Origin of the sequence: Reichenbachiella sp. MALMAid0571, from assembly GCF_040151475.1 — a bacterium.
Taxonomy (GTDB): Bacteria; Bacteroidota; Bacteroidia; order Cytophagales; family Cyclobacteriaceae; genus CAXBNB01.
This window is the reverse complement of record NZ_JBDKWG010000147.1, coordinates 174,333-195,483: the sequence shown is the minus strand read 5'-3', so window position 1 is coordinate 195,483 and position 21,151 is coordinate 174,333. Positions and strand designations below refer to the sequence as shown.

Here is a 21,151-nt window from a genome sequence, read left to right as displayed (position 1 = left end):
TTAGGTACTTGTTCACATGCTTTTTCAATGATTGTTTTACTTTTTTTTCATAACTTCAATTCTTATTTTGTGAACTCCGAAGTTAGAAGTTCTTTGGCATTCCCCGAAGGGCTTCCGACGAAGGAGGTTCGTTCAACAATGGCTAAATGTAATGTGGGTTTTAGTAGTTAATTAAAGCTTATACTTCTCTCCCCGGCAAATCTCCGGTTAGGCAGTTTTGTTTTAATTTGACTGGACAGTAAGTGAAATTTACTGTAATATGAGTAGTATAAAGCAGGTAGTTTTTAGGTTATGACGATTCTAATCACTTCAGTGGTGAAAGAATATGAAATACAATAAACCCTGGAAAATAATTTTCCTCTGGACAAAACAAAATCAATTACTCCTGACCGAAAGTGTTTTTGAGGAGGGGCTTATTTAGAGTCTGTCTATAATGTGCTTTGAGAAGCCTTTCAGGATTCTTAAAGCTTACTGTTTTAACAGCTTTACCAATCTTTAAAAGCTTAGTAAAGCATGGATGGTACTTTATAGACAGGCTCTATTCAGTATTAACCTTTACTGGCAAGCTTTGCTAATTAACCTAATTCAATATTTCTTAATTAACGATTCTATTAATTAAGTTTTTTCATTATTTCTTAATTAATAACTACCTTTGATTAAACTTTAATCAACAGGAACAGCAAAATGATAACATTCACATCAGGTAAGCTAATCAACCAAGGAACATATAAGAGCTTTCAGCCAGAGAAAATCCATAGGCAATGGAAAATTGAGAATATGGAATTACTCAACCTTCTTAGCCAGGCAGACAGACAATTGGGTAGATTGGATATGTACTCTGAATATATCCCAAACATAGACTTGTTTATTAGTATGCATGTACTAAAAGAGGCTACTCAATCCAGTAAAATTGAAGGAACTAAGACAAATATTGAAGAAGCATTGCTTGATAAGGAAGATATCTCAGAGGAAAAGCGTGATGATTGGGAAGAAGTGCAAAATTATATTTCCGCATTAAATCAAGCAATCAGTAAACTTGAAGACTTGCCGTTTTCTTCCCGTTTGATAAAACAAACTCATAAAATTTTACTTTCGGGAGTAAGAGGAAAACATAAATTACCAGGAGAATTTAGAACCAGTCAAAATTGGATTGGGGGTGCAAGTATTATAGATGCTACATTCATTCCTCCGATACATTCTACAATAGATGAATACATGAGCGATCTTGAAAAACTAGCTCATAGTGAAGAAGTGTATTTTCCAGAACTACTGAAGATTGCATTGATACATTATCAATTCGAAACAATACACCCATTTTTGGATGGGAATGGACGAGTGGGGCGCTTGATGATAACACTCTATCTTGTTGAAAAAGGGATATTGAAAAAACCGATTTTGTATCTATCAGATTTTTTTGAAAGAAACAGAACGCTTTACTATGATAATTTGATGAGGGTAAGAGAAAAAAACGATATAAACCAATGGTTTAAATTTTTTCTGGTTGGGGTGATAGAAACAGCAAAAAACAGTATCAGTACTTTTGATAAAATCATGAAGCTTCAACAAGAGATAGAAACTAAACTTCAAAGTTTAGGTAGTAGGTCTGCAAATGCCAACATTATCGTAAAGCAGCTCTACCAACATCCAATAACTGATGCTCAAAAAGCAAAGAAAACCACTAATTTATCCCTGCCTTCAGTGTATAAACTATTAGAAGAATTAGAAAACCGGAAAATTATCCATGAAGTCACAGGAGGTAAAAGAGGAAAAATTTACTATTTCAGAGATTACATCAACATATTTAGCAACGAGGGCTAACCGATGTGTAACTTATTTTGAACGTAAAATGGTTTCAAGATTTTAATTCGGTTAAAAATTGAAATTTCAAGAGGCATCTTGAATGCCTCTTTCTTAACCTGCTACATCATAGTGTTTTCTGAATAACTGTTCATATTTAGAAGCGAGCTCATCGTTGTTAGATGCTTTAAATGCCCTTGCAATTTCACTCAACTGAATCAGGTTTCTTTGCAGTTCGTATTGATCTGCTATATTGTTGTCAAACAAATACGTGAGCATTTCATCAGCTCTTTGAGCCATCACCTCAGCCATTGTTTTGGCTTTGTCGTCTTCTCCAAAAGCAAGTAGCATTCCTATTTGTTGTACGCTGAAATGATCGTACCTGATAGATTCATCCGGAATCCTTTCCAGAGACATAAGTATCACTTCTTTGGCTTTTTCTGTTTTTCCTTCTTGTAATAGTGCTTCTGCCAGAGTATTGAATGCTGCCCTGTGGTTGAGAACAAAATTTCTGTAATCTTCAGAATAATACACATCGGGATTATCTAATTCTCTCCAGTAAAAATTGTTCATCACATTGTCATACATCTTATCTGTATCGATCAGCAATTCTGACGGGTCAGGGTTTTCTAAAGGCAAAAGCCTGAAGGCCATTCCTTCCTGAACCATGTATTGTCTGATGTTGAGATTTACCCCGGCTAGTGAAGTATTGTTGAAGTAAATAGGCCGCTCCCAGTTGTTGTTCACTATCAAATCCAGAATGGCAAGGTCTTTTTTCTCCAAAGCCCTTCCTTTCAAAGTCCAGACCATCTTATCGGTCAACAAATCTTTTTTGGTTTCAGGTATTATATTTTTTGCCAGAAGTGCAGTAGTATCTACATTCAGATAGAAAGTCTTGGACGGTACAGAATTGTAACTTGAGAAAGAAGCTTTAATTTTCAATGCCGGATGATCCTCTTTTATCAATTTCAGGAATTGAACGGTGCTCATTGCTCCTTTGATATTTTCTCGCTCGATGAGAGGCAAATAATCATTTGGCCCTCCCTGAATATAGTGTTCTTTGGTCAGGCCAAACGGGAGAGGTTTGGATTCATAAGCATCTCGCATCATCTGCTCTATGTACCAGTCGGTATTGAAGTAACTTAATACAATCACCCTGACATCTGTTCTGAATCCTTCCACTTCCTGTACATACCACAGAGGGAAAGTATCGTTATCTCCACCTGTAAAAATGATGGCATTGGGCGCACAAGAGGCAAGAAAGTTTTTGGCTGAATCTACAGAAAAATACCTGTCTGATCTGTCATGGTCGTCCCATCCTTCTGATGCCATCAGAGCAGGTGCAGGAAGGCACAACAGAATGGCTATAGCCACTGCTGCCATGTTGTTTTTCACTACCATACTTATGCCTCTGTAAAGACCAATCACCGCCATGCCTACCCAAAAAGCGAAAGCATAATAGGATCCGGCATATATATAGTCTCTTTCGCGTGGTTCTACCGGAGGGGAGTTCAGGTACAATACTATAGCCGCTCCTGTAAGGAAAAACAGCATGGCGACAAAAAAGAAATTGTATGGGTCTTTGTAGTATTGAAAGAACATACCAATCAGCCCAAGGATAAGTGGGATCATAAAAAAGGCATTTCTTCCTTTGTTTTCTTTGAGTGCCTGAGGTACATTTTTCAATGCCGCAGGGATTCCCATCCAGTCTGCTCCTTGTATGTCAGACTCCCTGCCCGAAAAATTCCACATAAAATAGCGGAAATACATCGTACCCAACTGATGCTTAAACATGAAGTATAAATTGTCACCAAAGCTTGGTTTTTCACCTTGTTTCAATCCTAATATTTGCCTGTATTTTTGGACATGAGCGGGAGCATTGCTCCAGGCACGTGGTAATATAGAAGTTTGTTGCGGATCATAGATGTAATCCATTTTATAATCGGCAATTTCGTATTCGTCTTTTCCTTTTCTATAAACAGGCTCTCCTTTGGTTTGATCTACCACCTCAGCGGTATAAAGCTGTCCACTTAGTAGAGGTCGGCTACCGTACTGCTCTCTTTTCAGGTACGACACAAAGCTTAGCAGGCTTTCAGGGTTATTTTCGTCGATTGGAGGATTGTAATTTGATCGAATCAATACCAGTGAATAAGATGAGTATCCGATCAGAATAAAAGCAAAGCACAACAAAACTGTGTTTAAAGCTGCTTTTTGCTCCTTAATAGAATAGTAAATACCATATATCAGACCTCCCAGTATAGCTAATATTAAGATCACAACCCCCGAGCCAAATGGAAGCCCGATGTTATTGACCAGGAATACTTCCATTTTTCCTGCAAAACTTGGTATGCCAGGAATGATTGCTTCCATGATCAAAAGAATGATTATTCCGCTTACAATCAGAGTGGTAACTATTCCTTTCAATGAAGGAGTATCTCGTTTTTTAAAATAATAGATTAATCCCAGCGCAGGAAGTGTTACCAGATTCAGCAAATGGACGCCTATGGACAATCCTATCATATAAGCAATCAAAATCATCCACCTGTTTTGTCTGCCTGAGTCATCAATGTTTTCCCATTTCAACATTGCCCAAACTACAAATGCGGTAAAAAAGGACGACATTCCATAAACTTCTGCTTCCACAGCAGAGAACCAAAATGAGTCAGAAAAGGTGTAAACAAGGGCACCTATTGCGCCACTCCCTATTACCAGTAAATTTGCCCATTCACCTTCTTCAGGAATCATTTTCTTAGCCAAATGAGTGATTGACCAAAATAAAAACAGTATCGTGAACCCACTACTCACCACACTGAGCATGTTGATCCAGTAGGCCACCTCCTGGGTATCGCCAAAAGCCAGAAAAGAAAATAATCGGCCAATAAGCAGGAACAAAGGAGCACCGGGGGGATGAGGTACTTCCAGTTTGTAGGAAACAGAGATGAATTCACCACAATCCCAATAGCTGGCAGTGGGTTCTACTGTTAGGGCATATACTGTTGTGGATAGCACAAAAAGAAGCCATCCTGTTATATTGTTAATCTTATTGAAATCAGACATATATACGGGAAATTTAACAGGCGAAATTAGTAATTAATGGTCAATTACAGGGAATTCACCTGTTTTTATTTGGTTTGTTGAAAAACGTGTAAAATGCAAGACTATTATTGAGAATATATTCTTGAAGGCCGACCTCCTAGTCTTTGTCAGTCAGGAGACCAACAAGGGCAAAAGAATCAGTCATTGGCTGTTGACTATCGACCATTGACAGTTGATTATTTTCAACACCAACTCTAAACTTAGATAGCTAGATAGTAACCTTGTATATTGTAGATATACAAGTATATCTGTTATACTCGTTTATATAATATATTTGCGCCTTGTTTTTTTGTTTGGTTGAAAAATGTGAGAATCCTTTGAAGAATTTTAGAATATTAATTTCCGTATTTTGCTTGATGTGTATCCTCCAAAAGATGGAGGCACAAGATGAAGCAAGTACAGAATACAGGGCATCCCGTACTAGGTATATAGATTTGATCCATACCAAATTGGAAGTGTCCTTTGATTGGAAAAAGCAGCATTTGCATGGAGTTGCTACCTTGGATTTTACTCCTTATTTCTTTCCTCAATCAGATGTGGTTTTGGATGCCAAAGGAATGAACATCAACTCAGTGAGTATCCTAAATGGCTCCACCGAATCTGCTTTAAGATTCGATTACTCAGAAGATCAATTAACCATTGATCTGGGAAAAGAATACACAAGAGAAGATACTTTAAGTGTGAAGATTGATTATTTGGCTAAACCAAATGAACGAAAACCCGGAGGTAGTGATGCTATAAAATCAGACAAGGGACTTTATTTCATTAATCCTCTCAACGAAGAGAAAAACAAGCCTCAACAGATATGGACACAAGGAGAGACAGAATCCAATTCAGCATGGTTTCCTACGATTGACTCTCCAAATGAAAAATGTACGCAGGAAATGTACATTACTGTTGAGGATAAATTCAAGACCCTGTCAAATGGCGTATTAGTAGAATCTGTAAAAAATAATGACAATACCCGAACAGATTATTGGGAGATGGATTTGCCACATGCACCGTACTTGTTTATGATGGCAGTCGGTGACTTTGCAGCAATTGAGGATGAATGGCAGGGAGTTCCCTTGACTTATCTGGTGGAAAAAGAATATGCACCGTACGCCAAAGATATTTTTGGCAATACGCCCGAGATGATGACATATTTTTCCGAACTGCTTGGAATTAATTTCCCCTGGCAAAAATATGCCCAGGTTGTAGTAAGGGATTTTGTGTCAGGAGCGATGGAAAATACCACTGCATCAGTATTTATGGAAGCAGTTCAGTCCAATAGAAGAGAGTTGCTGGACAGGCGATGGGACGACATTATAGCTCATGAGTTGTTTCACCAGTGGTTTGGTGACCTAGTGACCACCGAGTCATGGTCTAATCTAACGCTCAATGAAGGATTTGCTAATTATTCGGAATACCTGTGGAATGAATACAAGTATGGACAGGATGAAGCGGATTATAATTTTTCTGTGTCTAAAGAAAGCTATTTTGATGAGGCCAATGATAGTCCCAAATCATTAATCAGGTACTATTATGATTCCAGAGAAGACATGTTTGACAGGCATTCTTACAACAAGGGTGGCTGGGTGTTGCACATGCTTAGAAACTACGTTGGGGATGAAGCTTTTTTCACGGCTTTGAATTTGTATTTGAATCAAAATGCTTTTCAGACGGTAGAAATAAATGACCTCAGATTAGCTTTCGAAATGGTGACGGGTGAGGATCTCAACTGGTTTTTTGATCAGTGGTTTATGCTTGCAGGACATCCAACTTTGGACATTGCCCACAAATATCAGAACGATACATTGTACTTTGATATCACTCAATCTCAAAACGAGGAAACACATCTGTTTAAGCTTCCGGTATTTGTAGATGTTTGGATGTCTGGGGAAAAACAGCGTTTCCCATTGATTATTGAAGAAGAAACGGAAACCTATAAGTTTCCAATGAGTGAAGCACCGCAATTGGTGCTCTTCGATCCTGAGAATCAATTGCTTGCTCAAATAAATCATGATAAATCGGATAAAGAGTTGACATTCCAATATGAATATGCGCCAGGTTATGAAGCAAGAAAGGAAGCCATGATGAAAGTGGCGGGTTTTAAAAGTGGGTCTTTGCAACACGAACTGGTTGAGAAAGGATTACGGGATTCATTTTTTGACATTCGATTGATAGCCTTAGGTCATATCGCTTCGAAGGTGGTTAAACAAAAAAAATATGAAGCACAGCTTGTTGCTATGCTGGATGACGAAAACCCCTATGTAAGGGCAGAGGTACTTTCTATTTTGACCTCTGCAAATCCCGATAAGTATTCATCCAGATTATACGAAGCATTAAATGATTCTTCTTACTATGTGGTAGGAAGTGCTATTCAATTCATTGCTGATTCCAAGCAGAAGATTGCGGATGATTTGATTGAAGGGTTTAAAAAGGAAAACAATATCAATGTAATTATTTCGCTTGTTGGTTATTTCAGTGCGCAAGAGGAATACCCTGATTATAATTGGTATGCTGACAAAATGAGCATTTTTTCAGGCAATGAACTTTTTTACTTTATTCAGTACTTTTCAGAAATGCTGCTGAAAGCACCAGAGGAAGAACGAAAGATGGCAGTGGATACTTTTGGCAAATTGGCTTCAGGCCACCCCAACTATATTGTGAGGCTTTCTGCATATCAGGGGTTGATGTTACTTTCTGATGTAAAAGGTGTAGAACAACTTTTGGCTCAAATAAAAACTACTGAAACCGATGAAAGGTTGTTGGAAATCTACAAGGACTTATAAGAATTACATTTACAATTCTACCTCTTCTTAAAATTATTTATATATTGTACAAAGGTAGGATACAATAATCAGACAGATGAAGCTAGCTGCAATAGATATAGGATCAAATGCTGTAAGGTTACAGATAACCAACGTGATCAGCTATGGAGACAACACAACCTTCAAAAGGCTTCAATATATTCGGTTTCCTTTGAGGCTTGGGGGAGATGTATTTAGCCTGCAAAAAATTGGAGAGGTAAAGACTGGTCAGTTTATTGAACTGATGAAGGCCTTTAAAATCATGATAGACCTTTACGAAGTAGATGAGTATTATGCTTGTGCTACTTCCGCTGTAAGAGAAGCGGAAAATGGGGGAGAACTGGTGCAAAAAATATATGAAGAATCAGGGTTGAAAATAAATATCATTTCGGGAGAAGAAGAAGCGGAAATGATTAACAGAGTAATTGCGTTTCAGTTGGATGAAGGGGATTATTTACATATTGATGTGGGTGGTGGTAGTACTGAACTCAACCTTTACAAAAACAAAATAAAAGTTGCTGCAAGGTCATTTCCAATAGGAACAGTGCGAAAGCTGGCACTGAAAAGTAAAGAAGCCGCCTGGCAGGCATTGTACGATTGGATTGATTCTTATACAAGCAATAGTGATTATCATATTACAGCTATTGGTACCGGAGGAAACATCAACAAACTGTACGAATTGGCTGTAGGCATTGCCGACAAACAGATGTCTATTAAACAGCTAAAAGCCACCAGAGCGATGCTGAAGGAGCTTCCTCTGGAAGAAAGGATGTACAAACTTCAATTGAATGCTGACCGTGCCGATGTAATCATTCCTGCTTCGGATATTTATTTGAATGTAATGAAAAAGGCTGATGCCAATAAAATTTTAGTACCCGATGTTGGGCTGAAGGATGGGATCATGAATTACCTTTATGAAAAGAATAGATATCAAAAAGGGCGTTTCTTAATCAAAAACTCATAAGTAGTGAAAATACCTGTTAAGAAGATACTACAGTTTCTGGCCATAGATATTTGGAAAACCAAAGGCATTCAGGGTTATAAAGCAAGACTCTACCGATGGATTAAAATTTTCATCATCACAGGTAAAGAAATCGCCAAAGACAAAGTATTTATTCAGGCATCTGCATTGACCTACTTCTCCACCTTGTCAATCGTACCAGTTATTGCTACTATTTTTGGTATATCAAAAGGATTTGGGTTTGGTAAGGATTTAAAAGGGGAATTGGGAAAGTTTTTTAAGGGGCAAGAGGAGATTTTGGAGCAGTCCTTTGTATATGCTCAAAATATGCTGGACAATGCCAAAGGAGGATTAATAGCAGGTATAGGTATTGTTATATTGATATATGTAGTAATGCGATTGCTTAATAATATCGAAGTAGCATTTAACACAATATGGCACATAAAACAACCCAGATCATGGGTTAGAAAATTTACCGATTACTTCGGTATTGTGGTGTTTGCTCCTATTTTGTTGTTCGTTTCTAACAGTCTTACTGTTTTCATTCGAACTCAAATAGCAGAAATATCTGAAGAAATAGAAGTGCTGGGATTTATAGAACCTATCGTGATTTTCTTTCTGAATATTTCTCCGTACTTCGTGATTTGGATATTATTTACCCTGGTTTATATGATCATGCCCAATACAAGGGTTAAGTTTAAATCAGCAATGATTGCCGGAGTTATTGCAGGTACTGTTTTTCAGCTTACACAATGGGGTTTTATTACATTTCAAATAGGTGTATCCAACTACAACGCCATTTACGGTAGTTTTGCTGCACTCCCTTTGTTTCTGATTTTCACTCAGATCAGTTGGACAATAGTTTTTATTGGAGGTGAAATCTCTTACGCCCATCAAAATGTGGACAGGTATATTCCGGACGATTCCAATATGGAATTGAGCTATGAGCGGAAACGAAAAACCGTGCTTTTGGTAATGTCTTTGATAGTAAAAAACTTTGAAAACGGAGAAATCCCTTTGACAAAAGTGGAAGTATCTGATGCCCTTCAAATTCCATATCGGTTTGTTGCGGATGTGATGAATGATCTGGTGCATGCTGGTGTATTGCTTAGAAGTAAGGTAAATCAGAAGGAAGTTGATGTTTACCTCCCTGCAATAGATATACACAAGATCACTATAGAGTACGTCTTTAGCAAACTGGATAAAGATGGGCTGAACAGCATTTGTGCACATCAAAATGAGATAATGTCCAAAATTGATAAGACGGTCGATCAGATTTTGGAAGAGATTAAAAGCTCTTCTGCCAATGTCTTGGTGAAGGATTTGTAATGGTGGTAAGAAGAGGTTTTAGTCCTTTTATTTATTCGAGTTGAAAATATTTTTCAACTTAAGCCAGAATCCCTTGGATTTGGTTTCATTGATAATACAAACCTCTCCTAATAGCATAACATTGTCTTCTGTCATTTTGATTTCTCCAAGTTGAATTTCATTGCCTGACAATTCAACGGTTCGCTCTTCTGTTACAAACCCGATAAAAGAAAATTGTAATGTAACAACTGAACTGTTTTTAGATGTACATTTTAAAGAGAAGTATCCATTAAGGTCTGATAGTACTCCATTTCGAGTGTTTTTAATATTAACAGTAACTCCTCCTAGCCCTTCGACATTGCTTTCATCCAAAATTTTGCCCGTTATTGTATATTCACTTTCATTGGCGGCATTGCTCTCTACCGGGGTAAGAGCTATGGGTCTGTTTTCAACTGTAGTATTCTGATTAACTTTTGGTTTTTGGGCATTCGAATCACTGAAAACAGCTAAACTTAACATAACTGTTGCTGCCATTGTTTTAGGGATTCCATTTTTTACAACTGAGGCAGGATTCTTAAGATATCCAAGCTGATTGGAATGAAATTTTCCACATATTTTTGTTACGGGTTTGTTGAAGTAGTTGAACAGTTCTCGTTCACTCATCTTCGAAAAATCAAAGACTTCTTTTTTGCAGTTTTGACAATAACCACCTGTTTCAGTTTTTTGAAAAGATTCAAATTTTTGAGTGCAGGGTTGTTGGATTGAGATATGTGTTTTTTTACCCATCTTTTTCCTTAAAACCCGTCAACATGAACAAACCCTTATCTACTCCTCTGTTTCATAGACCAGCTAAAGGTAAATTCTGATACTACAGTTCCATCTTTCATCTTTCCTGTGGTTTTCAAGTGTACAACAGTAGGCTCACCTGTAGCGACGCATTGTTCCATGGCTTGCTGTACTTCGTCACCACCTTCACAGGTGAAGTAAGTTCGTCCGGTTGCCTTCTTGGTAAATGAAGCTTTTAAGTCAACAATAATGTATGCGATAGATGGTTTTTGTCCCTGAATGTGGAGCAGTACCAATGCAGCTGTAGAAAGTTCGGCTGCCATGCTTTGTACCGCAAAATAAATAGACTTGAAAGGGTTTTTATTAAGAAATTTGAATGGTATGGAGGTTACAGCTTTGGATGTGTCAAGTTCTCTCAGCCTCATACCTGCTATCCAGCCTGCAGGTACGTTCATCAATGTAAACAACCAGAAACTCATTGGATTGAGCATTTTCTGCCTGAATTCCATTTGCTCAATAGTGAGTATGCTTCTTTGTTCTATTGCAGTAGTCATTTGTTGGGCTTTTGTTGAACTGTCAATTTAAGTATTTATTCTCATCTTGGAAAAAATGCACAAGTATGAAACAGACCAATTGCTCTGGTAGGTGATACAAGCAATATTGACTTTGGGACAGAGGTGAAGATGATTTCTGCGAAGAAAAACAGGTGTCAGGATTTTTTATACAAAAAGATCAGTGCTCCAAGAGCAATCCAAAGTCCAAAAAACTCCCGGCTTTCTTCCACATACATTTTATCAACTTTCATAGATGCAACTATTTCCCCTGGCTGGCCGATGGTAAACCAATCATATACTCCGGGTATATAGGTAAGGCTGTAAAGTGCACCTACTACGATGACACCCAATATTACTTTTTTTGGTCGAATGTTCATTACAGCCAAAATAAACAGAGCAGCGGCAACCCCATAAATGAACATCCAAAGCAATGGATCAGGGTCATTATATTGAACCCCAACGAATAAAAGAAATAGTATAGCGAAGAATATATTGATGATTTTCATAGTATGTAAAGGTATAAAAAACCATATGAATTTATAATAGTGGGTTCTTAAAAAAAGACCCTTAATATTGATTAAGGCTCAATATTAAGCACAAATGAAAATTCATTCACTCCCTTAACCCAACGGAAAGACCATTTATGTAAAAAAATATTTTATGTGGTTCTCTCTTGTTATTTTTACTTAAAACATATTAATCCCTGAATTTTTGAAAAAAATTAACGTATGAAAACTACTCACAATGTTATAAAGGCAGTTCTGCTTGTTGGTCTGTTTGCTTTTGTTCTGTCTTGTGGAGAACAAAATGCAAAGAAGGAGCAAGGCAAGCTTTCAATTGATTTTGAAAAATACACTTTAGAAAATGGATTGCAGGTTATTTTGCACAAAGACGATTCAGATCCTATTATTTCTACAGCCATTTTGTACCATGTAGGTTCCAATAGGGAAGTAGAAGGCAGAACAGGTTTTGCCCACTTATTTGAGCACATGCTTTTTCAGGAGTCTGAAAACGTGGCACAAGATCAATTCTTCAAAAAGATACAAGATGCCGGAGGCACACTCAATGGCGGTACCTGGCAGGATGGTACTGTGTACTACGAAGTAGTACCAAAAAACGCATTGGAAATGGTGATGTGGCTGGAATCCGACAGGATGGGGTTTCTGATCAATACGGTGACAGAAACAGCATTTGCCAATCAGCAGGAAGTGGTTCAAAATGAGAAAAGACAGAGGGTTGATAACAATCCTTATGGACATACAAGTTATGTAATAGACAAAAACATTTTTCCAAAAGGACATCCATACAACTGGCAGGTAATAGGCGAATTGGTGGATTTGCAAAACGCTACTGTGGAAGATGTAAAAGAATTTTACAGGAAGTTTTACGGGCCGAATAATGCCACTCTGGTACTCGCCGGAGATTTTGATACTCAGGAAGCAAAGGCTTTGATTGAGAAGTATTTTGGGGAAATAAAGAGAGGGCCTGAAGTTCCTCCTCTTGAAATCCAGAATGTAACCCTTGATAAAACAGTAAGACTGTATCACGAAGATAATTTTGCAAGAGCAGCACAACTAAACATGGTATGGCCTACAGTGAATGAATCTCATAAAGACCAATATGCTCTTCAATTTTTAGGACAGCTTTTATCGCAGGGAAAAAAGGCTCCACTTTATAAGGTTTTAGTGAAAGAAAAAGAGTTGACATCAAACACGGTTGCTTATTCCAGAGTGCTGGAGGTGGCAGGTAAATTTAGAGTGAGCATTACCGCCAATGAAGGCAAAAATCTGACTGACATAGAAAATGCCGTTTTGGAAGCCTTTAAAAAATTTGAAGAAGAAGGCATTACTGACAAGGACATTGAAAGGGTGAAAGCCAGTTTGGAAACAGATGTGTACAATGGGATCAGTAGTGTATTGAATAAGTCTTTCCAATTGGCAAACTACAATGTTTTCAGGGGAGATCCCGGATTTATCACTCAGGATATAGAAAACATTTTGGCAGTGTCAAAAGAAGATGTAATGAATGTTTATAATAAATACATCAAGGACAAACCTTATGTTATTACCAGTTTTGTACCAAAAGGAAGCCTTGATTTGGCAGCAGCAAATTCTGAGAAAGCTGAAGTTGTGGAGGAAGAGATAACCGAAAACAAGGAACAAGCAGTGGCTGATGTTCAACCCGAAGAAATTAAAAAAACACCTTCTGAAATAGATCGTTCTGTAGAGCCGGTAAAAGGAGCTGACCCTATTGTGAATGTGCCTGTTCCATGGGAAGATAAGTTAAGTAATGGCATGGTAGTATATGGTATGGAGCAATCGGAAGTGCCTCTGGTGCAGTTCAACATTGTGCTAAGAGGAGGTCATTTACTTGATTCTTTTGACAAAAATGGTGTGTCCAATCTAATGACTGACATCATGAGTGAAGGTACTAAAAATAAGACTCCAGAAGAGTTGGAAGAAGAAATCGAGTTACTGGGTGCTAATATTAGCATGTACACCAGTAGTGAAAGTATTACCATATCTGCTAACACCCTTGCGAGAAACTATGAAAAGACTCTGGCACTGGTAGAAGAAATTTTGTTGGAGCCAAGATGGGATTTGGAAGAGTTTGAACGTATCAAAACCAGAACAATCAATGGTATAAAAAGAAATGCAGCCAACCCAAATGTAGTAGCCGGTCAGGTGTTTAATAAATTATTGTACGGTCCTGAGCACATTTTCTCTTATCCCGGTGCAGGTACAGAGGAATCTGTTGCCGCTTTGACCATAGATGATTTAAAAGAATATTATGATAAATATTATTCACCAACTGTAGCCAGATTTCATATTGTGGGTGCTGTGAATAAAGAGACCGTGATGTCATCTTTATCCAGTATTAATGAAAGGTGGAAACCCAAAGATGTTACAATTCCTGAGTATGAAATTGCCCCTCAACCGGAAAATGCTTCTTTGTATTTTCTAGACATTCCCAATTCGAAGCAATCGGTGATCAACATAGGTTATCTTGCAAAAAAGAGAACAGATGATGATTATTATGCTGCTACGGTAATGAACTACAAGCTAGGAGGTTCGTTTAGTGGCAATGTAAACCTGATTTTAAGAGAAGAAAAAGGTTATACCTATGGTGCTAGAACGGACTTTGAAGGAAGTACTATTGTAGGTCCGTTTACCGCTTCTTCCAGCGTAAGAACCAACGCCACTTTCGAATCTGTTCAGATATTTAAGGAAGAGATGGAAAAGTATCGAAATGGCATAAGCCAGGAAGATTTAGATTTCACAAAAAATGCCTTGATAAAATCTAATGCCCGTGCTTTCGAAACTTATGGGGCATTGCTTGGGATGATGCGAACCATGAGTGCATACAATTTCTCTTCGGATTACATTACTAAACAACAGGAAGTGGTAAAAATGATGACCTTGGATGAGCATAGAGCACTAGCAGAAAAGTATATTACACCGGATAAGATGATTTACTTTGTGGTAGGAGATGCCGCAACGCAATTCGAAAGATTTAAAAACACCGGATTTGATGAAATTAAATTGATCGATAAAGAGGCTAAAGAAGTTGAAATACCGATTTTAGAAAATGTGAGTAAATAATTATTTGCTTTTAGAAGTGACACTCTTGGAGTGCCTGATAAAAATAAAATAGAAACCTGATGAATTTATTTCATCAGGTTTTTGTTTTATAGAACTCAAAATATATTAATCACGGATATAGAAAATATAAAAATGGATAGTCAAAAAGACATAAAGTGTGATGATGGTGTTTGTATAACTCCGGATATTGAAGAAATGGATAACAACATTGAAACGGAAGATTCTCAGGGTAAACTAATTTATTTTGGAGATCCGATGTGCTCCTGGTGCTGGGGGATTACAAACCATTTGGAACAATTGAAGAACGAGTTTGATGGAAAGCTTGAATTTGGAATGGTTATGGGAGGTCTTAGACCCGGAGGAGGAGAGTTATGGAACAGCGAGATGAAAGCATTTTTGCGAGAACATTGGGAGCATGTAGAGCAAGCATCCGGACAGCCTTTTAATTACGGATTGCTTGATTGGGATGAGTTTGATTATGATACCGAACCTCCGGCACGGGCAGTCAGGGTTATTAGAGATATTAAACCTGATCAGGAATTAGAGTTTTACAAATCGGTACAATATGCATTTTATGTTTTAAACCATGACCCGGGAAAAAAAGAATTCTATCAACCGCTTTGTGAGCAAATTGGAGTTTCCTTTGATACATTCATTGCACTTTTTAATTCTGATGGATACAAAAAACTTGTACGCCAGGACTTTGTATATGCGCAGCAATTAGGTGTGCGGGGATTTCCTTCAGTGGTATTACAGCAAAGGGATAAACTAACAGCAATTTCCAGAGGGTATGCTACTTTTGAAGCGATGAAAACCCGTGTGGAAGAGTTATTGACCGATTAAGTCAGGCTTCCATATTTTTCAATTCTAAATCCAGTGCCTTGGTGGAGATTTGAATTTCAATAAGCGATAGTATCAGAGAAATCAAGAGGGAGATAAGACTTGCCCCAAAGGTGTAACTGGCAATATCTAAGCTTTCCTGAAAAAGCAGAAACATGCAAAGTACAGTGAGTAGGAAACTTAAAATACCAAAAGCCTGCATGTTTCTGATCAAAAATAGCCTTAACCTCAGATTTTTAATCTGACCCTTTATGATGCTGTCATGCCCACTTTCTTCATATCTTTTGTACAGGCTTCTGATGAGGGTAGCTACCGCCAAAAATCTGTTGGTGTAAGCCAGAAGCAATAATGTGATGGCAGGAAAAAGAAGTGCCGGTGTAGAAATTTCTAAATTCATTGGTTGTGAATAACAGGTGAGGATTCTATTAAAAAGATGAATTTAGTCAATCAGTAGTAAAACAAAAACAAGTGCCGCATTGGTGAATGGTATTTTGTTATACACACACAAAAGTTAATTGGAATTATTTTAGTTTTTATAATGATACTCTCGCTAGTTTGCTGTGGAGTTATTCACTTCTACTCATAAAAAAGTATTTTTTCACATTAAATCCAACGTTCACGTTACTTTATCACCCTACGAAAACCTTTGATGCTTTTTGAATAATATTCCTGAGTTAAATCAGATTCTACTACCCCTCGTGAAGTGGAGGCATGAATAAAATTGGCTTTGCCTTTGTTTACCGAAGTGACAAGCCCACTGTGGTACCATTTTTTACCTTTGTCTTTAAATTTGAAAAAGACAATGTCTCCCGGTTTTATGCTGTTGTTGCCTACCTTCTTTCCAAACTTAGATTGTTCTTTGGCTGTGCGTGGCAGTTGGTAGTTGGCTTTTTCGAAGCATCGAAGCATCAGCCCTGAGCAATCTATACCACTTCCTGAAGTGCCTCCGTATTTATAAGGCGTACCTATATAGGTTTGTGCAGTTTTGATGACTGTACTTGTTTTTTGCTGTCTGGCTTTTTTCTTTTTTTGAGCAAAACTTTCTGAAGGGGTTAGAAAGTAAAGCATGGATAGCAGAAATACTAAATAAGTCTTTTTCATAGCTTTATAACCCTGTTAGGGTTCTGAACCCTAACAGGGTTCGATGTTTATATATAAAAAAAGCGACACAAGGCCGCTTTTATATTTTGATGCAAAAACGAACCTTATGAGTTGTTTTGCAACTTAATCAAATTCAATGCCGAACCTGCTTTGAACCATCCAATTTGACTATCGTTGTAGGTGTGATTGGTCATTATGGTATCAGAAGTTCCATCCGCATGCTTCGCTACCAAGGTCAACTGCTTGCCTGGAGCAAACTCTGTCAGGTCAGTGAAATCGAATGTATCGTCTTCCTGGATTTTATCATAATCGGCTTCATCAGCAAAAGTTAACCCAAGCATTCCCTGCTTTTTCAAGTTGGTTTCATGGATTCTTGCAAAAGATTTCACCAATACTACTGCTACACCCAAATGCCTTGGTTGCATGGCAGCATGCTCACGAGACGAACCTTCACCGTAGTTGTGGTCACCTACTACTATGGTTGGAATGCCCGCAGCTTTATATGCTCTTTGCGTATCAGGTACTGCACCATATTCTCCGGTGAGTTGGTTTTTCACCTTGTCGGTAGCCTCATTGAATGCATTGACAGCACCGGTCAGCGTATTGTTGGCAATGTTGTCCAAATGACCTCTGAATCTCAACCATGGGCCAGCCATAGAGATGTGGTCAGTCGTGCATTTTCCTTTGGCTTTGATCAGTAATTTTGCTCCTGTAATATTTTTACCATTCCATGGTTTGAATGGAGAAAGCAATTGCAATCTTTTTGACTCAGTATCAACATTTACTTCTACATTAGAACCATCTTCAGCAGGTGCTTTATATCCTGCGTCTTCTACATCAAATCCTTTAGGAGGCAATTCCCATCCTGTAGGTGGATCTAGTTTAACCTGTTCTCCCTTATCGTTGGTTAGGGTGTCAGTGATTGGGTTAAAACCAAGGTTGCCCGATATGGCTATAGCTGCTACCATTTCAGGAGACGTTACAAATGCGTGCGTATTAGGGTTGCCATCAGCTCTTTTCGCAAAATTCCTGTTGAAAGAATGTACAATGGTATTTTTCTCACCTTTTTCAGCACCTGTTCTTGCCCATTGACCGATACAAGGCCCACAAGCGTTGGTAAACACCTTAGTGCCTATTTTCTCGAAAGTATCAATGATACCATCTCTTTCAATCGTATATCTTACTTGCTCAGAACCCGGATTGATTCCAAATTCAGCGGCAGGTTTTAATCCTTTGTCTATAGCTTGCTGAGCAATAGAAGCAGCCCTGGACATATCTTCATAAGAAGAGTTGGTACAAGAACCGATCAATCCCCATTCCACTTTAGTAGGCCAGTCATTGGCTGCAGCTTTTGCACTCATTTCAGAGATAGGAGTAGCCAAATCCGGAGTGAAAGGTCCGTTTACGTGAGGCTCTAATTCAGAAAGGTTTATTTCTATTACCTGATCAAAATATTTTTCAGGGTTGGCATATACTTCTGCATCACCGGTTAAATGTTCTTTTACATTATTGGCCAAATCAGCAACTGCATCTCTGCCTGTTGCTCTGAGGTATCTTTCCATCGACTTATCATAGCCAAAAGTAGAAGTGGTAGCACCTATTTCAGCCCCCATGTTACAGATAGTTCCTTTTCCTGTACAGGAAAGATTTTCTGCACCTTCCCCAAAATATTCTACTATTGCTCCGGTTCCTCCTTTTACAGTAAGAATACCCGCTACTTTCAATATCACGTCTTTAGGGGCAGTCCAGCCATTTAATTTTCCGGTTAGTTTTACACCTATCAGTTTTGGAAATTTCAATTCCCAAGGCATGTCTGCCATTACATCTACCGCATCTGCACCTCCGACACCTATGGCTACCATTCCCAGACCTCCGGCATTTACAGTGTGCGAGTCTGTTCCGATCATCATTCCACCCGGGAAGGCATAATTTTCCAATACCACCTGATGGATGATACCTGCACCGGGCTTCCAAAATCCTATGCCATATTTGTTGGACACAGAGTCAAGAAAATTGAATACTTCATTGCTGGTGTTTATAGCATTTTGAAGATCGGCTGCTGCACCTACTTTTGCCTGGATCAGGTGATCACAATGCACAGTAGTGGGTACGGCTACTTTTTTCTTGCCGGCTTGCATAAACTGCAAAAGTGCCATCTGGGCAGTGGCATCCTGACAGGCGATTCTGTCTGGCGCAAAGTCCACATAAGAGTTACCTCTTTCATATATTTCATTTGGCATTCCCTGAGATAAGTGAGAATATAAGATTTTCTCTGCTAAGGTCAACGGTTTTCCTGTTATTTCCCTTGCCTTGTTCACCCGATCGCCTATGCGTTGATAGACGGCCTCAATCATGTCTAAATCAAATGCCATATTTGTATATTTTTAATTATTAATAGTAATTCTTACGAAGGTTTCGGTAGATACACCTAATGGTTGTCAAAAGTAAATAAATTACCTTACAAACGTTAGGTTATCACAATTGAAATATCCCTTCATGAAGGTACTTTGGGTATAAAATTATCAATCGATTATTTTTTTGCCTAAAAACCTTCTCTATTAGTACAAAATTAGTTGTTTTGTTGCAATCAGTACAGATTGTTGAAGTTTTTTCAGGAGATTATTTTGACTCAGATAAAACTTCAAGCTTTTTCATCAGGTACTGTTTTTCAGCGGTGTTGTTAGTGAGTGAAATGGCTTTCAGTGTTGCCTGTTTTCCTTCTTTTAAGCTACCAGATTCGATCAAAAATTCTCCTTTAATTGCATAGTACAAGTAATGATTTTCTATTTGTGGATTGGTTTCAAGCTGTTTTAATTCTTTCAATGCGTCGTTTGGAGACTTGGCTTTTCCGAGTGCCACTATCCTGTTTAGCTTTACCACTGGAGAGGGGTTCAGCCTTGTCAGAGTGTCATACAACTCCAAAATATCTGACCATTTGGTTTCATCATAATGTTTGGCTTCACAATGTAGTCCGCTGATGGTTGCCTGGAGGTAAAACTCATTAATGAATGCACCTTTAGTTGCTTTTTCTAAATATTCAATTCCTTTTTGAATATAGTTTTGATTCCACAATGACCTGTTTTGAAATTCCAATGTGATCAAATAACCCTCTTTATCTACTCTTGCATCAAATCTTGAAGAATGAAAATACATCAAAGCCATTAAGGCGTTAGCTATGGATGTATTGCAATCATTATTTTCAAGTAAGATTCCATTCAATCTAATGGCTTCCTGACACAAATCCTTTTTTAAAAGCTCATTCCCATTGGTGGTTTTGTAGCCTTCGTTGAAGAGTAAATATATAATATGCAGAACAGTACTCAATCGGTTTTTGATTTCAACAGGCTGTGGTAATTCGAGTTGAATGTTTTCATTTTTAAATTTTTGTTTGGCTCTGGTATAGGATTTGGCAATGGTTTCTTCTTTCTTCAGCAATGCCCTGGCAATTTCTTTGACAGACAACCCTCCAAGAATTTTTAGGGTGAGGATGATCTGATGTTCGGTGCTGAGTGAAGGATGACAACAGGCAAACATCATTTTTACCACATCGTCCTGAATGGACTCAAGATCAATTTCCTGATGTACGACAGGTTCTGGATCCGTAGCATTAGACTCTTCCAGGCGTGTTGCCCTTCTTAGGTGATCTATCATTTTGTTGGAAGCCACAGTAACAATCCATCCGGAAGGATTGTTTGGAACCTTGGAGTATGACCAGTTTTTCATGGCTTTGAAAAGTGCCTCTTGCACGGCATCTTCTGCCAACTCCAGATGTTGCTTGCCAAACTTAGCTGTGAGGTAAGACACGGCATTTCCATATTCATTTCGGAAATAATGATCAACAAGAGAGGTTACCTGATCTGACATGACTGTAAAATAAAAAAGCCCGAATGAATTTCAATCGGGCTTTCTGGTGTTTTTGTTCAATTATTCCGGCATGGCATTGATAGGGCGTACCTCGACTGTACCACCCATCTCATGTACCGGACAGCCTTTTGCCATTTGGGTAGCATGTTCAAGATCATTAGCTGGTAGCAATAGGTAGCCGCCTACTACTTCAGTTCCTTCTGCAAATGGCCCGTCGGTTACTATTGAGCCACCGTTGGTAACTACTTTACCTTCGGTATCCAATGGAAAACCTTCAGCTTTGATTTCTGACATCCAGGCTGCCCATTTTTCCATGTGTGCCTGAAATTCCTCCGGAGATAATTTGTTGAACTCGTGATCTCCTCCTCTGATTAAATACAAAAATTGTTTCATGATTATGTTTTTTCTTTTAAGACGGCTGAGCCATTTTAAAATGGACAATCACAATTT

15 protein-coding genes are annotated in these 21,151 nt (G+C 38.2%); 6 read left to right on the top strand and 9 right to left on the bottom strand.

Annotation, left to right across the window (positions count from 1 at the left end):
* Positions 1–684: 684 nt before the first annotated feature.
* Positions 685–1,818: a Fic family protein gene (locus tag AAOP42_RS20085; protein ID WP_349530375.1), complete on the top strand. Its 1,134-nt coding sequence runs from the start codon at positions 685–687 to the stop codon at positions 1,816–1,818.
* Positions 1,819–1,911: 93 nt separating this feature from the next.
* On the opposite strand, the gene AAOP42_RS20080 is transcribed toward AAOP42_RS20085, so the two are convergent.
* Entirely contained in the window at positions 1,912–4,854 is a 2,943-nt protein-coding gene (locus AAOP42_RS20080; RefSeq protein WP_349530374.1) for a glycosyltransferase family 117 protein, read from the bottom strand.
* A gap of 413 nt (positions 4,855–5,267) precedes the next feature.
* On the opposite strand from AAOP42_RS20080, the gene AAOP42_RS20075 reads away from it, so the two are divergent.
* The 3 genes from AAOP42_RS20075 (at position 5,268) to AAOP42_RS20065 (ending at position 9,975) form a co-directional block, all read left to right on the top strand.
* Positions 5,268–7,667, top strand: a complete 2,400-nt coding sequence (locus AAOP42_RS20075; RefSeq protein ID WP_349530373.1) for a M1 family aminopeptidase — start codon at positions 5,268–5,270, stop codon at positions 7,665–7,667.
* Positions 7,668–7,743: 76 nt separating this feature from the next.
* Positions 7,744–8,649, top strand: coding sequence for a Ppx/GppA phosphatase family protein (locus AAOP42_RS20070; RefSeq protein ID WP_349530372.1), 906 nt, complete (start codon positions 7,744–7,746; stop codon positions 8,647–8,649).
* 3 nt (positions 8,650–8,652) lie between these two features.
* A complete protein-coding gene (locus AAOP42_RS20065; protein ID WP_349530371.1) occupies positions 8,653–9,975 on the top strand; it encodes a YihY/virulence factor BrkB family protein in 1,323 nt (440 codons plus the stop codon).
* A gap of 27 nt (positions 9,976–10,002) precedes the next feature.
* Here AAOP42_RS20065 and AAOP42_RS20060 read toward each other — a convergent pair whose 3' ends face one another.
* From AAOP42_RS20060 to AAOP42_RS20050, 3 genes are all read right to left on the bottom strand, one after another.
* Positions 10,003–10,617, bottom strand: a complete 615-nt coding sequence (locus AAOP42_RS20060) for a carboxypeptidase-like regulatory domain-containing protein (protein WP_349530370.1) — start codon at positions 10,615–10,617, stop codon at positions 10,003–10,005.
* A 158-nt stretch (positions 10,618–10,775) separates the two neighbouring features.
* On the bottom strand, positions 10,776–11,294 hold the full coding sequence (locus AAOP42_RS20055; protein ID WP_349530369.1) for a hotdog fold domain-containing protein: 519 nt from the start codon (positions 11,292–11,294) through the stop codon (positions 10,776–10,778).
* A gap of 155 nt (positions 11,295–11,449) precedes the next feature.
* Positions 11,450–11,800, bottom strand: a complete 351-nt coding sequence (locus AAOP42_RS20050) for a transmembrane 220 family protein (RefSeq protein ID WP_349530368.1) — start codon at positions 11,798–11,800, stop codon at positions 11,450–11,452.
* A 222-nt stretch (positions 11,801–12,022) separates the two neighbouring features.
* On the opposite strand from AAOP42_RS20050, the gene AAOP42_RS20045 reads away from it, so the two are divergent.
* Together AAOP42_RS20045 and AAOP42_RS20040 are read left to right on the top strand one after the other, a co-directional pair.
* Positions 12,023–14,896 (top strand): M16 family metallopeptidase, encoded by a 2,874-nt coding sequence (locus AAOP42_RS20045; protein WP_349530367.1) that lies wholly within the window; start codon positions 12,023–12,025, stop codon positions 14,894–14,896.
* 132 nt (positions 14,897–15,028) lie between these two features.
* Positions 15,029–15,739, top strand: coding sequence for a DsbA family protein (locus AAOP42_RS20040; protein ID WP_349530366.1), 711 nt, complete (start codon positions 15,029–15,031; stop codon positions 15,737–15,739).
* Between the two features lies 1 nt (position 15,740).
* On the opposite strand, the gene AAOP42_RS20035 is transcribed toward AAOP42_RS20040, so the two are convergent.
* The 5 genes from AAOP42_RS20035 to AAOP42_RS20015 all read right to left on the bottom strand — a co-directional run bounded on the left by AAOP42_RS20035 (position 15,741) and on the right by AAOP42_RS20015 (position 21,094).
* Positions 15,741–16,133: a DUF2721 domain-containing protein gene (locus tag AAOP42_RS20035; RefSeq protein ID WP_349530365.1), complete on the bottom strand. Its 393-nt coding sequence runs from the start codon at positions 16,131–16,133 to the stop codon at positions 15,741–15,743.
* Between the two features lie 224 nt (positions 16,134–16,357).
* On the bottom strand, positions 16,358–16,837 hold the full coding sequence (locus AAOP42_RS20030) for a C40 family peptidase (protein ID WP_349530364.1): 480 nt from the start codon (positions 16,835–16,837) through the stop codon (positions 16,358–16,360).
* A 104-nt stretch (positions 16,838–16,941) separates the two neighbouring features.
* Positions 16,942–19,209 (bottom strand): aconitate hydratase, encoded by a 2,268-nt coding sequence (locus AAOP42_RS20025; RefSeq protein ID WP_349530363.1) that lies wholly within the window; start codon positions 19,207–19,209, stop codon positions 16,942–16,944.
* 247 nt (positions 19,210–19,456) lie between these two features.
* A complete protein-coding gene (locus AAOP42_RS20020; protein ID WP_349530362.1) occupies positions 19,457–20,701 on the bottom strand; it encodes an RNA polymerase sigma factor in 1,245 nt (414 codons plus the stop codon).
* Positions 20,702–20,761: 60 nt separating this feature from the next.
* Positions 20,762–21,094: a YciI family protein gene (locus AAOP42_RS20015; protein ID WP_349530361.1), complete on the bottom strand. Its 333-nt coding sequence runs from the start codon at positions 21,092–21,094 to the stop codon at positions 20,762–20,764.
* Positions 21,095–21,151 lie beyond the last annotated feature (57 nt).

Excerpts from the sequence above, each read along its gene's own strand:
- AAOP42_RS20015 (WP_349530361.1), bottom strand. The coding sequence starts at position 21,094 with ATGAAACAATTTTTGTATTTAATCAGAGGAGGAGATCACGAGTTCAAC.
- AAOP42_RS20050 (WP_349530368.1), bottom strand. The coding sequence starts at position 11,800 with ATGAAAATCATCAATATATTCTTCGCTATACTATTTCTTTTATTCGTT.
- AAOP42_RS20045 (WP_349530367.1), top strand. The coding sequence starts at position 12,023 with ATGAAAACTACTCACAATGTTATAAAGGCAGTTCTGCTTGTTGGTCTG.
- AAOP42_RS20030 (WP_349530364.1), bottom strand. The coding sequence starts at position 16,837 with ATGAAAAAGACTTATTTAGTATTTCTGCTATCCATGCTTTACTTTCTA.
- AAOP42_RS20075 (WP_349530373.1), top strand. The coding sequence starts at position 5,268 with ATGGAGGCACAAGATGAAGCAAGTACAGAATACAGGGCATCCCGTACT.
- AAOP42_RS20055 (WP_349530369.1), bottom strand. The coding sequence starts at position 11,294 with ATGACTACTGCAATAGAACAAAGAAGCATACTCACTATTGAGCAAATG.
- AAOP42_RS20060 (WP_349530370.1), bottom strand. The coding sequence starts at position 10,617 with ATGAGTGAACGAGAACTGTTCAACTACTTCAACAAACCCGTAACAAAA.
- AAOP42_RS20080 (WP_349530374.1), bottom strand. The coding sequence starts at position 4,854 with ATGTCTGATTTCAATAAGATTAACAATATAACAGGATGGCTTCTTTTT.
- AAOP42_RS20025 (WP_349530363.1), bottom strand. The coding sequence starts at position 19,209 with ATGGCATTTGATTTAGACATGATTGAGGCCGTCTATCAACGCATAGGC.
- AAOP42_RS20040 (WP_349530366.1), top strand. The coding sequence starts at position 15,029 with ATGGATAGTCAAAAAGACATAAAGTGTGATGATGGTGTTTGTATAACT.
- AAOP42_RS20085 (WP_349530375.1), top strand. The coding sequence starts at position 685 with ATGATAACATTCACATCAGGTAAGCTAATCAACCAAGGAACATATAAG.
- AAOP42_RS20020 (WP_349530362.1), bottom strand. The coding sequence starts at position 20,701 with ATGTCAGATCAGGTAACCTCTCTTGTTGATCATTATTTCCGAAATGAA.
- AAOP42_RS20035 (WP_349530365.1), bottom strand. The coding sequence starts at position 16,133 with ATGAATTTAGAAATTTCTACACCGGCACTTCTTTTTCCTGCCATCACA.
- AAOP42_RS20070 (WP_349530372.1), top strand. The coding sequence starts at position 7,744 with ATGAAGCTAGCTGCAATAGATATAGGATCAAATGCTGTAAGGTTACAG.